Annotated in this window: 21 protein-coding genes and 1 pseudogene; 2 read left to right on the top strand and 20 right to left on the bottom strand. The window is 27.1% G+C overall.

Annotated features, from left to right (window positions below; all coding sequences use genetic code 4):
* Positions 1–353: 353 nt before the first annotated feature.
* Entirely contained in the window at positions 354–818 is a 465-nt protein-coding gene (locus ACQH26_RS00790) for a hypothetical protein (RefSeq protein ID WP_425382552.1), read from the bottom strand.
* A 227-nt stretch (positions 819–1045) separates the two neighbouring features.
* Between ACQH26_RS00790 and ACQH26_RS00785 the strand changes: the two genes are divergently transcribed.
* Together ACQH26_RS00785 and ACQH26_RS00780 are read left to right on the top strand one after the other, a co-directional pair.
* Complete coding sequence (locus ACQH26_RS00785) at positions 1046–1405, top strand: helix-turn-helix domain-containing protein (protein ID WP_425381863.1); 360 nt, start codon at positions 1046–1048, stop codon at positions 1403–1405.
* A gap of 40 nt (positions 1406–1445) precedes the next feature.
* Positions 1446–1934: an IS630 family transposase gene (locus ACQH26_RS00780; RefSeq protein WP_425381862.1), complete on the top strand. Its 489-nt coding sequence runs from the start codon at positions 1446–1448 to the stop codon at positions 1932–1934.
* On the opposite strand, the pseudogene ACQH26_RS00775 reads toward ACQH26_RS00780, so the two are convergent.
* The 19 genes and pseudogenes from ACQH26_RS00775 to rplE form a co-directional block, all read right to left on the bottom strand.
* A pseudogene (locus ACQH26_RS00775) lies at positions 1935–2282 on the bottom strand (ankyrin repeat domain-containing protein); the annotation flags it as partial.
* Between the two features lie 192 nt (positions 2283–2474).
* On the bottom strand, positions 2475–3368 hold the full coding sequence (locus ACQH26_RS00770) for a hypothetical protein (RefSeq protein ID WP_425382551.1): 894 nt from the start codon (positions 3366–3368) through the stop codon (positions 2475–2477).
* Between the two features lie 471 nt (positions 3369–3839).
* On the bottom strand, positions 3840–3995 hold the full coding sequence (locus ACQH26_RS00765; protein WP_425382550.1) for a hypothetical protein: 156 nt from the start codon (positions 3993–3995) through the stop codon (positions 3840–3842).
* Positions 3996–4305: 310 nt separating this feature from the next.
* Positions 4306–4671, bottom strand: coding sequence for a 50S ribosomal protein L17 (gene rplQ, locus ACQH26_RS00760; RefSeq protein ID WP_252319218.1), 366 nt, complete (start codon positions 4669–4671; stop codon positions 4306–4308).
* Positions 4672–4689: 18 nt separating this feature from the next.
* A complete protein-coding gene (locus ACQH26_RS00755) occupies positions 4690–5658 on the bottom strand; it encodes a DNA-directed RNA polymerase subunit alpha (protein WP_342218613.1) in 969 nt (322 codons plus the stop codon).
* An 18-nt stretch (positions 5659–5676) separates the two neighbouring features.
* Positions 5677–6069 carry a 30S ribosomal protein S11 gene (gene rpsK, locus ACQH26_RS00750; RefSeq protein ID WP_252319229.1) on the bottom strand — a complete coding sequence of 131 codons (393 nt, stop codon included), beginning with the start codon at positions 6067–6069 and terminating at the stop codon, positions 5677–5679.
* A 17-nt stretch (positions 6070–6086) separates the two neighbouring features.
* Positions 6087–6485 carry a 30S ribosomal protein S13 gene (rpsM, locus tag ACQH26_RS00745; RefSeq protein ID WP_174480910.1) on the bottom strand — a complete coding sequence of 133 codons (399 nt, stop codon included), beginning with the start codon at positions 6483–6485 and terminating at the stop codon, positions 6087–6089.
* Positions 6486–6509: 24 nt separating this feature from the next.
* Positions 6510–6623 (bottom strand): 50S ribosomal protein L36, encoded by a 114-nt coding sequence (gene rpmJ, locus ACQH26_RS00740; RefSeq protein WP_174480911.1) that lies wholly within the window; start codon positions 6621–6623, stop codon positions 6510–6512.
* A 21-nt stretch (positions 6624–6644) separates the two neighbouring features.
* Positions 6645–6965, bottom strand: coding sequence for a translation initiation factor IF-1 (gene infA / locus ACQH26_RS00735; RefSeq protein ID WP_348774424.1), 321 nt, complete (start codon positions 6963–6965; stop codon positions 6645–6647).
* On the bottom strand, positions 6965–7747 hold the full coding sequence (gene map / locus ACQH26_RS00730) for a type I methionyl aminopeptidase (RefSeq protein ID WP_425382549.1): 783 nt from the start codon (positions 7745–7747) through the stop codon (positions 6965–6967). The genes infA and map overlap by 1 nt, the downstream gene beginning before the upstream one ends.
* Positions 7740–8405: an adenylate kinase gene (locus ACQH26_RS00725; RefSeq protein WP_281748525.1), complete on the bottom strand. Its 666-nt coding sequence runs from the start codon at positions 8403–8405 to the stop codon at positions 7740–7742. Before ACQH26_RS00725 ends, map begins: the two co-directional genes overlap by 8 nt.
* Positions 8406–8414: 9 nt before the next feature.
* Complete coding sequence (secY, locus tag ACQH26_RS00720) at positions 8415–9773, bottom strand: preprotein translocase subunit SecY (RefSeq protein ID WP_425382548.1); 1359 nt, start codon at positions 9771–9773, stop codon at positions 8415–8417.
* Positions 9774–10217 carry a 50S ribosomal protein L15 gene (gene rplO / locus ACQH26_RS00715; protein WP_174480916.1) on the bottom strand — a complete coding sequence of 148 codons (444 nt, stop codon included), beginning with the start codon at positions 10215–10217 and terminating at the stop codon, positions 9774–9776. It abuts the gene before it with no gap.
* Positions 10218–10226: 9 nt separating this feature from the next.
* Positions 10227–10931, bottom strand: a complete 705-nt coding sequence (rpsE, locus tag ACQH26_RS00710; protein WP_338974152.1) for a 30S ribosomal protein S5 — start codon at positions 10929–10931, stop codon at positions 10227–10229.
* 18 nt (positions 10932–10949) lie between these two features.
* Entirely contained in the window at positions 10950–11300 is a 351-nt protein-coding gene (gene rplR, locus ACQH26_RS00705) for a 50S ribosomal protein L18 (RefSeq protein WP_174480918.1), read from the bottom strand.
* Between the two features lie 30 nt (positions 11301–11330).
* Positions 11331–11885 (bottom strand): 50S ribosomal protein L6, encoded by a 555-nt coding sequence (gene rplF, locus ACQH26_RS00700; protein ID WP_425382547.1) that lies wholly within the window; start codon positions 11883–11885, stop codon positions 11331–11333.
* Positions 11886–11897: 12 nt separating this feature from the next.
* A complete protein-coding gene (gene rpsH / locus ACQH26_RS00695; RefSeq protein ID WP_425382546.1) occupies positions 11898–12302 on the bottom strand; it encodes a 30S ribosomal protein S8 in 405 nt (134 codons plus the stop codon).
* 13 nt (positions 12303–12315) lie between these two features.
* On the bottom strand, positions 12316–12501 hold the full coding sequence (locus ACQH26_RS00690) for a type Z 30S ribosomal protein S14 (RefSeq protein WP_425382545.1): 186 nt from the start codon (positions 12499–12501) through the stop codon (positions 12316–12318).
* 1 nt (position 12502) lies between these two features.
* Positions 12503–13060, bottom strand: coding sequence for a 50S ribosomal protein L5 (gene rplE / locus ACQH26_RS00685; RefSeq protein ID WP_425382544.1), 558 nt, complete (start codon positions 13058–13060; stop codon positions 12503–12505).
* Between the last annotated feature and the right edge of the window lie 15 nt (positions 13061–13075).

Below are 13075 nucleotides of genomic sequence, written 5' to 3'. Positions count from 1 at the left end.
TTTTGTTTACTACCTCTATAAAGTTTAGTAAATGGTTTATATATACGTTTAAACCATGGTTTTTCATTTTGCTGAACAGAAGTGGCGTTTTCTTCTGGTGAAATTACTATTGATTCTTCTAATGAATTATTTTTTATTTGTTTTAAGAACCTGTTTAGGATCTTTTTTGATTAATTTTTAATAAAATTTATATTATAATGGTTATTTTATAATAAAAAATAGATTTTTAGTCGATAAGTTTTCAAATGATAAAATCTTTTTAACAAAAAAATGAAAAAGAAAATAAATTATTGGTTAAGTACCTATTTATAAATGATTATTTCTTGTTTTAGTTAAATTCTATTAAAAAGATCCTAAACAGGTTCTAAGACATCTTTTTTTGTTGTAATTTCTTTGGCAATTTTTATAGAAGATTTTTCAAGCCTACATATTGTCAAAAGTAAACTTAAAATTTTTGTATTAATATTTGCATCATCTATAACCACTATATTTAGTTTATCCCGTAATTCATATATTTCACAAATTTTCTTGTTTTTTTTGATCTCCAATTCTGCTACTTTAACTTCATTTTCTGTTTTTTTATTTGAATATGATTTATGATTTGCTTTTATTAATTGTTCTTTATTTTCTAAAATAATTTGTTTATGTTTAAATTCTTCAAATTCTAATAATGTTACTTCTTTCTCTTTTCTTTTTAAACTAGCAGATAAATTAGCAATTTTTAATCTTACTTCTAATATTTCTTTTTCTTTAATCAAAAGATTCACATTACTATCATCAACTATGGTTTCTTTTAATTTTCCTATTTCTTCCTCCATTTCTTTCTCATTTTTTTTGAATTCTTCTAATTCATTTATTATTTCTTGTTTATTTTCTTTTAATTTTGTTATATTTTCTTGTATTTGTTGTTGCTGATTTTCTTCTATAGCTAACTAAAGTAATATTTACTCATAAATAATGTAAAATAATAATATGTAATTTAAACAGTTTTTGAATTTAAAAGTACAATTCAGCAATAATTAAAATAGATTAGGAAGATTAAATTATGCCAAAACCATACAGTGAAGACTTACGAAGAAAAGTAATAGAAGCTTATGAAAGTAAAAATATGAAAATTAAAGAAATTTGTAAAGTGTTCAATATCACTAGAAAGACTTTATTTTTATGAAGAAAAAGAAAAAAAGAAACTGGGCATATAAAACCAATTTTGAATTATCAAAAAGGACATAGCCACAAAATAAAGGATTTAGATGAATTAAAAAATTATTTAGCAGAAAATAAAGATGTTACAGTTCAAAAAGTAATTGATAAATTTGGAAATATGACTAAAGAAACAGTTTATAACTATTTTAAAAAACTAAATTATACATATAAAAAAAACTTTTCTATATGAACAAAGAGATAAAAATAAACAAGAAGATTTTTTAAAAGAAATAGCTAAAATAATGAATGAAGATTTAGTATATATTGATGAATCTGGAATTGATGATAATGAATTTTATAAATATGGTTGATCTGAAAAAGGTAAAAGATTATTTGATAATAAACCCGCATATAAAATAAAGAGAATGAGTATAATTGGTTCACTAAATAAAGGTAAATTAAAAGCCTTATGAGCATTTGAAGGACATTGCAATAGTAAAATTTTTGAATCATATGTTAAAAATAAACTAATTCCAGTATTAAAGCGTGGACAAATTATAGTTTTAGATAATGCAACGTTTCATAAATCTAAATTAACACAACAATTAATTGAAAATGCTGGATGCAAACTATTATTTCTTCCGCCATATTCTCCTAATTTAAATCCAATTGAACATTTTTGATTTGCTATAAAACATAATATAAGAAAAATATTACCAAATTATTGACCAAATATTAAAAAAGCGATTGATTTTGTTTTTCAAGATATGAGTAAACATTACTTTAGTTAGCTATATATTATTATCAATAATAACTTCAACAAAACGTTCAAATTTAATATTTTTACTTAAGAGATAATTTTCTATTAAATTTATTATTTTAATTTTATCTTTTCTATTACTTTTTTTCACAATTAAATCATATGCAGTTAATCCAGTTTTATCTTTTATTGTTAAATCAATATTAGGTATTTGTAACAGTTCTTCTATTACTTCAAATCTAGAATAAAGAACTGCTTGATGCAAGGGAGTATATCCTAAATTATTTTGTATATTTATTTCACCACCTGCGTTTAATACTAATTTTAATAATTCAACATTAGATCTTAGTACACAATCATGAACTGGACTATCTCCTTCAGTGTCCTTAGAACCTGTTTAGGATCTTTTTTGATTAATTTTTAATAAAATTTATATTATAATGGTTATTTTATAATAAAAAATAGATTTTTAGTCGATAAGTTTTCAAATGATAAAATCTTTTTAACAAAAAAATGAAAAAGAAAATAAATTATTGGTTAAGTACCTATTTATAAATGATTATTTCTTGTTTTAGTTAAATTCTATTAAAAAGATCCTAAACAGGTTCTTAGAATTAATTTGATCATAAGACAAAATAGAAAGCAATGTTTTTACAATTTCTTTATAATTTTCAACTAAAATTTTAGTTCTACTGTCCTTTATACCCATATCATTATTTGATATAAATCTAAAGTAACCTAATGGATTAACTCAAGGCATTCCCTCTTTAGGTAGGCCCGTTGTATCAACACTAGCACCTACAATTGCACATTGTAAAGGAGTACCAATTTTTTCTGCTGCATAATTTATTAATGATTGATCATTTAATTTTTGTATTAATAATTTTACAATATCTACATTTCCAAAAAGTGTTGCTATATGGAATATATTTCATCCTTTAATTGAATTAATATTTCAGTTAGGATCTAATGATTTTCATAATTCATTATTAGTAAACAATAAATTAACATTAGAATTATTAATTAAAAATTCAATAACTTCATTATCAAATTCACCATATTTGATAAAACGTTTGGCAGCATATTCGAAAGCACATTCAATAGGTGTTCCTCCATTTTTATTTTTATTATTAATTAATTCTTTATTAATTGATAATAAATATTTTAAAATATCAATTTGACCATTATTTGCAGCAATATGAAAAAGATTACTCTCATTATCAATTATTTCTTCTAAACTAATAATATTAGTTAATAATTTTATACCTTTGATATTTCCTTCTTCAATTAATTTTTTTGCTAATGCAAAACTTAATTTACTTTTAAATAAAATTGAATCATTAACTTTAAATAATTTTACTAATTGTTCCTTTTCATCATTCATAATAAGAAAATTAGCACATTTATAACTAATATTAATATCATAATTATTTACTATTATATTTTCTAATTCTTCTAAAAACAATTCTAACTTTTTTAATTCTACAGAATCTTTTAAACTATCCCCATCTTTAGCATATTCATAGTTAATTAATCTTTCTTTTATTATTTTAAGATTATCTTGTAATTTTAATTTTATCTCTTCTATAATTTTAAAATTTTCTAGTTCTTTAAAAGATTTATCAATAAGTTGATAAGTATTAATTTTTTCTTAAAATATTTTTTTTACATTCTTAATAAATATCTCTATATCTAAATTACTAATATTTTCTATAGATATCATCTTTCATTTTCTCCTTTTTATTCAAATTAAAAGTAAAATTTAATAAACATAAAAGAAACTAATATAGATAAAATATCCATATTAGTACTAAACATTTATTAAATTATGAATTAATAATATCATAAAGGTTTTCTAACTTTATATAATTTTAAAAAATATATAAAAAAACTAAATTTTACTATATAAAAAATAAAACCAAAAAAATCAAAATTACTATGCATCAAGTTCAATTTCCTGTGTTGTGATTACTTCAATTATATTTTCGAAATTTAATTTTATAAAATCATTTAATGAACCTTTCTCTGTTTCTTTTAAATGAATAATTGCTCCATATTTTATTGGCTTTGATATATGATCAAATAAATCCACTCTCGTAGCAACTAACGAAAAACTATCAAAATCTTTATTAATTTTAATTCCTTTATTATTACTAAAATTTTGATCAATAACAACTTTGTTTGGATCATATTTACCAAAATTTTTTCGTAATTCTATTAAATTATAATATATTTTTTTTATTTTTGGGACAAAATTAAATATTTTGGGACAAAATAAAAAATTTTTAAATATTAACTATAAATTAATTATTAAAAATAACTAAAAGTGGGACAAAATAAAAAAGAGAAAACATAAAAATGCTTTACTCTTTCCAAAAATTTTCTTGCTTTAATATTTTTAATTAAACAAAAGTAATTAATACCATTGGCGCATTATCACCAGTTCTATTATCTACTTTAATTAACTTTGTATATCCACCTTTACGGTCTTTATATCTTTCAGCAATATTGCCAAATAATGTTGGAATAACACCATCCTTTGGATGCTCTTTAGTTGTAATTTTACGCAATTTAGCAATTGCCATTCTTCTTGAATGCAAATCACCACGTTTAGCTAATGTTACTAAAGGTTCAATAAATGTTTGTAATCTTTTTGCTCTTTTTTCTAACAAAACTAATTTTCCATGAACAATTAATTCACTTGCTAAATTACGGATTTCAGCATCTACTTTAGCACTATTTCTTCCGATATCGTTAATATATGACATTTTTTCTTATCCTCCTTTTTAGTTTTTAATAGAAAACTCTAAATTATGTTTTGATACACAATCTTCAATTTCTTTAATTGATTTTGAACCTAAATGTTTAATTTGTTTAATTTCATCTAAACTTTTACTTACAATATCACCCAAAGTTTTATAACCATCACGTTTTAAACAATTGTATGAACGAACAGTTAAATTCAATTCTTCTAAGGCTTTGTTTAAATCATTATTTTCTTGCTCATTAGTAATTGAAATAACTTCAAAGTTTTTAACATTATCATCTAAATTAACAAAAAATTCAATATGACTCATTAAAATTTTAGCTGCCATTGCAATAGCTGATGCTGCTTTAACTGAACCATTAGTTTGTACACCAAGAATTAATTTTTCATATTCAATACCTTTTAATGTTTTAGTTACAGGTTCAATTTTATAATCAACTTTTTCAACGGGTGAAAAGTTTGAATCAATAGCAATAATGCCTGAACTATTAGCAATTTCTTTTTTATTTTCCTCAAATGAAGAATAACCACGAGATTTCTTTACCATTAATTCCATTTCAAAAAGAACATTTCTTGAAGTTGTTCGAGCAATAATTAATTCTGGATTAACTACTCTAACATCAGTTGGACAAATAATATCTCCAGCAGTAATATCTTGTTCACCAGTAATACTAATTTTTAAATTAGCAATTTTTTCGTCCTTTTGAATATCACCATCAAAGGCTAAAACTAAGTCCTTAACATTTAAAATTATTTCAGAAACATTTTCAATTACACCTTTAACTGCAGTAAATTCATGAGATACACCACTTATTCTAATTGCATATACAGAAATACCTGGTACTGAAGATAATAATGTTCTTCTTAAGGCATTAGCTAAAGTTGTTCCATAACCACGTTCTAATTGACTCACAATAAATTCACTGTAATTAATAGCACTATTTTCACTGTTTAAACTAAATTTTGGTTTTAAAAATTGTTGTTCCATGTTTTATTTTCACCTACTTTATTTTCTTGGTTTTTTTGGTGGACGACAACCATTATGAGGGATTGGTGTCACATCATTTAAATCTTTGATTTCAAAACCTACTGCTTGTAAACTACGAATTGATGGTTCTCTTCCTGGTCCTGTTCCATTAACAAAAACACTTAAAATTTTAACTCCGTGTTCCATAGCAGTTTTACCTGCAGCTTCAGCTGCTAACTGTGCTGAGTGAGGAGTTGATTTACGAGTTCCTTTGAAACCTACTGCTCCAGCACTTGATCAAGCAATAACATTACCATTAAGATCAGTAATAGTAACAATAGTATTATTAAAACTTGCTTTAATAAATGCTTTTGCTTTAATAAAATTAGGATTAACTTTAATTTTTTTCTTTACTGTTGTTTTTATATTCATTATTTTTTTCCTCCTAATTAACTTGCTTTTTTCTTGTTAGCAACCGTTTTACGTGGTCCCTTGCAAGTTCTTGCATTAGTTTTTGTTGATTGTCCTCTCGCTGGTAATCCTTTACGATGACGAATACCACGATAACATCCAATTTCCATTAATCTCTTAATGTTTAAAGACACTTCACGTCTTAGTTCACCTTCAGTTTTATATTTCTTTTCAATTAATTGACTAATTGAACTTAATTCTTTTTCTGTTAATTCATTAATTTTTTTAGTTTCTTCAATTTTTAGTTCTTTTAATATTTCTGAAGATTTGCTGCGACCAATTCCATAAATTCTTGTTAAACCAATTACTGTATGTTGATTTCCAGGAATATTTACTTGCGCAATTCTTCGACTTGCATTGTTAGTATTTGATGTCATATTTATTTTTCCTCCTTAATATTTCTATCCTTGACGTTGCTTATGTTTAGGATTTTCACAAATGATTACATTACGTTTTTTACGTTTGATTGGTTGACATTTGTCACAAATTTTTTTAACTGATGCTTGTACTTTCATCATTTTCCTCCTGTTAAACTATTAGTTTTCTTTGTTTTCATCATCTTTATTTATCGGTAAATGTGTAGTAGCCATTCTGTTACGAAAAGTAATTCGTCCTTCAGTTAAATTATAAGTTGATAATTCAACTTTTACATGATCACCTTTGATAATTTTAATTTTATGTGTTTGCATACGACCCGATGGTCTTACAATAGGAGTAAAGTCATATTCATTCAACTTTACTTTAAATCTAGCATTAGGTAAGACTTCTATTACTATACCTTCACATTCAATAGTACTATCATTAGTTTTTTTTACTTTTTGAACTTTGGGTTTAACTACTTGTTTTGGTTTAGCCATTAATTACATTCCTCATTATTTTTTTGATTTTCATTAAGTATTGTTAGTACTTCACATCCATCATTAGTTACTAGGATAGTGTGTTCAAAGTGAGCGGTTTGCTGTTTATCAGCAGCAACTACTGTTCACTTATCACTTAAAACCAGAATTTTATCAGTTGTTGTTTGAACCATTGGTTCAATACAAATTGTCATTCCTGACTGCAATTTTATTCCGATGTTGGGCTTACCAACATTAGGAATAGCTGGGTCTTCGTGGAGTTTTTTACCAATACCATGCCCAGTATATGATGTTGGTAAATAAAAGCCTTCGCTTTCTACATAAGTTTGAATGGTGTTACTAATATCACCAATTCTAACTCCTGGTGCAATAATTGCTATTGCTTTATTTAATGACTCTTTAGTCACATTAATAAGTTTTGCTTGTTCTGGTGTTGGTTTACCACCAACACACATTGTAAAGGCAGCATCTGCATGATAACCATTAACAGCAGCACCAGCATCAATTTTCACAATATCATTCATTTTAAAAGGTTTATCATTAGGAATGCCATGAATTAATTGTTCATTAACTGAAACACAAATCGTGGCAGGAAAACCATGATAATTTAAAAAAGAAGGTATAGCATTATTTTCTTTAATAATTTGTGCTGCCACTTTATCAAGCATTTTACCAGTTATTCCAACTTTTATTATCTTTGCTAACTCTTTATGAATAAGTGCTACAACTTGACTAGCGGCTTTGATATTTTGAATTTCACTTTGACTTTTAATGCTAACCATTATTTTTATTTCCTTTTAATGATGATAAATATGATTTAATTTGTTTTTTAATATCACTATTATCTTGGTTGGCATCCACTGTTCTTAACAGTCCACGTTCTTGATAAGAATCTACCAATGGTGCCGTTGCTACTTTGTAAGTTTTTAAACGATTGATAATTGTCTTTTCATCACTATCATCAATTCGCTTAATTAATTTTACCCCATCATTATCACAAATTCCAGTAATCTTTGGTGGTAGGAAATTAAGATTATAAATTGCTTTACATTGAGGACAAGTAACTCTTGAAGACAAACGTTTAATAACTGTTTCTTCATTAATATCTAGATACAATACCATTGAAAGCGTTTCATTCAAACTTGTTAATACTTTATCTAATGATGCTACTTGTGAGATTGTTCTTGGATAACCATCAAGAATAAAATTATGTTTAATATCTTTTAAAGTATTACTAATAATCTCATTTGTAATCTCATCAGGAACATATTGACCCTTATTAACATAAGTTTGAGCTTTTTTACCTACTGGTGATTGTTTTGTGATTTCATCACGAAACAAATCACCAGTTGATAAATGCATTAAATTATATTGTTCTTTCAGAAACTGTGACTGTGTCCCTTTCCCCGATCCTGGTGGACCTAAAATAATTAAATTCATCGTTACCTCCTAAGACCATAAGTGTTCTTTAACATCTTTGTTTTCCTTATAATTTAAGAATGAATGTTGAGTAATTCGTCCCTTAATTTGTTTTGTTGTATCTAGTGCTACTCCAACCATAATTATTAATCCAGTTCCACCAACTGCTAATGAAGAAGGTAGATTAGTAAATTTAGAAATTAAAAATGGGGTTACTGCAACAGCAGTTAAGAAAAAGGAACCAATCGTACTTAAACGATTTAACATTCTTTTAATATAAACTTCTGTTTCCTTCCCTGGCTGAACGCCAGGAATATAAGTTCCTGATTTTTGAAAATTCTTAGCCATTTGTTCGGGATTAATTTGCACTTGTGCATATAAAAAAGTAAACATAATCGTCATTATAGCAAAAATACTAATTCCCGGCCACGACTGTAAAGATAAATAATTTTTAGCAAAATTAGCAAAACTACTATTTTGATCAACAATTTGCGCCACTGTCATTGGAGCAGTAATTAGTGCCGAAGAAAAAATAACAGGAATTACTCCGGCTGAGTTAACTTTTAAAGGTAAATAAGAACTTTTATCACCCTTTAAAGTTAAACCACTACCAGTTTGTTGAATTGGTAAGTGTCGCTCTGATTCACTAAAGAATACAACAACAAGAATAATCAGTAGGAAGGCTGCAAAATAAAGAGCAAATTTTAAAGCCCCTTGAAAAATAACACCTTGATTAGTATCTGGTCCTACTCAATACTTAAAAGTTGAAGCTAAGTTAAATGGTAAATTAGCAGCAATTCCACCAAAAATAATTAGTGAAATTCCATTACCAATACCACGATTAGTAATCTGATCAGCCATTCATAATGATAACATTGTCCCTGCTAGTAAAATAGCTGGAATCAATACATAATAGAAAACTTCTGGTCCAGCTGCTCCCGATCCCGAATTTCAATCAACACTAATAATATGTTGAGATTGTAAACCAAAGATTGTGGCAAAACCTTGCATAATAGCAAAGGGGACAGTTAATACTCGATTCATTAACTCTAATTTTTTCTTACCTTTTTCTCCTGATTTAGCTCATCTTGTTAAAGTAGGAACAACATCAGTTGATAATAACTGCACAATAATTGATGCAGTAATGTAAGGTGACACTCCAAGTGCAAAAACAGAAAATCTGCTAATAGCACCACCACCTAACATTGAAATTAAATTAAAGAATTCAATACCACTACTATTACTGCTACTTAAATCTTCATTCAAAGTTACTCCTGGAACTGTAATAAATGATCCAACACGAAAGATAAATAAAATAAAAATGGTAAATAAAATTCTAATTATAACTTCTTTATACTTTTTTATTAATTCACGGGTTGTTGTGAACACTTAGATCACCTGCGCTTTTCCTCCGGCTTGTTCAATAGCAGTAATTGCTGATTTTGAAAATTTATGAGCTTTAATTGTTTTTGGTGTTGTTAATTTACCTTTACCAAGAACTTTAATACCATCTTTTTTACTTCTAATCAATTTTAATTGAAATAAAAGTTCAGGTGTTATTTCATGCTCTTTAATTAAATCAATTTGTTCTAAGTTAATAATACTATAATTGGTTGTAGTAAAGTTAGTAAATCCTCGTTTTGAAATACGACGGTACAGTGGTGTTTGTCCTCCTTCAAATCCGGGTCTTGTTCCACCACCGGTACGGGCATTTTGTCCTTTTGTCCCTTTACCAGCCGTTTTACCTTTTCCAGATGAAGTTCCTCTACCTAAACGTTTAATGTCTTTACGAGAACCTGGTGTTGGTTTTAAGTTATGTAATGTTGTTTCCATAATCCACCTCTAACCATTACTACGCTTAGTAGTAAGATTTTTATTTTTTATAAAATATTCTGCTGGTTTAACATTGCCAAGACCTGCAATTGTTGCTCTAGCTAAATTAATTTTATTTCTAGATCTAAATGCTTTTGAATAAATATTATGAATACCAGCTAATTCTAAAATATCACGAGCAGATCCACCAGCTTTAATTCCGATTCCTTCTTTAGCTGGTTTTAATAAAATTTCACTTCCACAATATTTACCTTTAACTTCATGAACAATAGAATTATTGTTTTTAGTTATCGTAATTGTTGTTAAATTTTTGTGAGCAGCTTCAATTGCCTTTTTAATTGCATCAGGAACTTCATTGGCTTTAGATATACCAAAACCAACTACTCCTTTACCATTACCAATAGCAACAGCAGCAGAGAAACGCAATCTTCTTCCCCCAGTTGTTACTTTGTTAATTTTTCTGATTCAAATCACTTTTTCAATAAATTCACTTGGAGTTTTTGGTTTACGTTCAAAATTTTTACGTGGTTCACGAACTTTATTTTCTTTTTTATCGTGGCTATTTCTTGGTTGTGATGAATTAGTATGTCTAATTTTATTTTCATTACCAGTAGGATTTTTTACTTCTGCTTTAACAGAAGGTTTTGCTACTGATTTTTGAACTTCAGTATTTTCTTTATCATCAATAATTGTTTTTTTATTTTCTAAACTCATACTTTTAATTCTCCTTTTTTAGAATTCTAATCCAGCACTACGCGCTGCTTCTGCGAATGCTTTCACTTTACCATGATATAAATATCCACCACGATCAAAAACCACTTTTTTAATTTTTTTCTTAATAGCTAAATTAGCAATTGTTTCTCCAAGTTTAGTAGCAGCATCTATATTGCTTTTTGATGCTAAATCTTTAAATGTTAATGTTGATACACCAATAATTGTATTTGAAGCAGTATCGTCAATAATTTGAGCATAAAAACTATTATTAGATTTAAAGATATTTAAGCGTGGTCTTTCACTAGTACCCATAATTTTACTACGAATACGATAATGACGAACTTTACGAGCTTGTTGTTTATTAATCATTTTCTATTCTCCTTAAGTGCCAGTATAAGATTATTTACCTTTACCAGCAGCTTTTCCTTCCTTACGACGAATGTGTTCATTTTTATATTTAATTCCTTTACCTTTATATGGTTCTGGTTTACGGAATTTACGAATTTTGGCTGCAACTTCTCCAATTAATTGTTTATCAATACCACTAATTTGTAATACTGTTGGTTTAGGAGCAACAATGGTAATTCCTTGCGGAATTTCAAACTTAATAGGATGAGAATATCCTAATGTTAAATTTAAGATATTAGTTTGGACAGCAGCACGATATCCAACACCATTTATTTCTAATTCTTTCATGAAACCTGTTGATACACCAACTAACATTCCATTAATTAATGAATTAGTTGTTCCGTGAAGTTGTTTATTTTTTTTGTTATCATCAGGTCTTGTTGTAGTAATTGTTTTTTTCTCTTCATCAACGTTAATTTTAATAACATTTGGTAATAGTTTTTTTAAAGAACCTTTTGCTCCTGTAACAGTTAACAAGTTACTTGCATCTAGCGTTATTGAAGTATTTACTGGAATGGTAAGGATACGGTTACCAATACGTGACATATAGTTTCCTCCTTATCATACATAAGCAAGAACTTCGCCACCAAGACCAAGTTTTTTTGCTTGTTTATTTGTCATAATACCTTTTGATGTAGAAATGATTGCAATTCCATAACCATTTAACACACTTGGTAAGTCTTCACATTTTGCATACATTCTTAATCCTGGTTTAGATATTCTTTTTAAACCAAGAATTGAACTTTTACCAGTATGAACTAATAAAAGTTCTAATTTAGGTTTGCTAGGATTTTCTTTAGTAACACGATATTTTTCAATATAACCATTTTTTTGCAAGATATCGGCTATCTTAACTAGTTGTTTTGAAGAAGGTACACTAACTACTCGATGTTTACTGCTATCCGCAGCGCTAATAGCATTACGAATAACTGTTAAAATATTACTTATTGGATCTGTCATCATAATTATATACCTCCTATCATGATGCTTTTCTAATACCAGGAATTTGTCCTTGGTATACTAAACCGCGAAAACAAATACGGCATAACATAAATTTACGAATAACCGCATGAGGACGGCCACACTTTTGACAGCGTGTATATGCTTGCGTACTAAAGTTTGATTTACGGGCTTGTCTTACTTTTAATGAAGTTTTTGCCATCTTATGCCACCTGCTTTCCTTGTTTTTTAAACGGTAATCCTATTTTTTTAAATAACAATAATGCTGTTGCATTATTTGATGTTGTGGTAATAATTGAGATTTCCATACCACGAACTTTATCTACTTCTTCATAATTAATTTCAGGAAAAATAATTTGTTCTTTAATACCAACAGTGTAATTACCATTTTGATCAAATGCTTTAACTGATAAACCTTGAAAATCACGAATTCTTGGTAAAGAAATTGAGATAAATTTATCAAGGAAATCATACATTTTTTCGCCACGTAATGTAACTTTACAACCAATTGGCATTCCTGCTCTTAATTTAAAGCCGGCAATTGATTTTTTCGCTTTAGTGATAATTGGTTTTTGACCAGTAATTTTTGATAATTCAGATACTGAATTATCAATGGCTTTTGGATTACTACTTGCATCTCCAACACCAATATTAATAACAACTTTTTCAATTTTGGGTACTTGCATTATTGATGTAAAATTTAATTCTTTTTGCAATTGGGGAATAATAGTTTTATTATATTTTTCTTGTAAACGATTCATTTTTATGCTGTTACT

The sequence above is a fragment of the Spiroplasma endosymbiont of Melieria omissa genome (assembly GCF_964031175.1).
Lineage (GTDB): Bacteria > Bacillota_I > Bacilli_A > Mycoplasmatales > VBWQ01 > Spiroplasma_E > Spiroplasma_E ixodetis_A.
The sequence above is the reverse complement of the archived record's forward strand: the minus strand, read 5'-3'. Positions and strand labels throughout refer to the sequence as shown.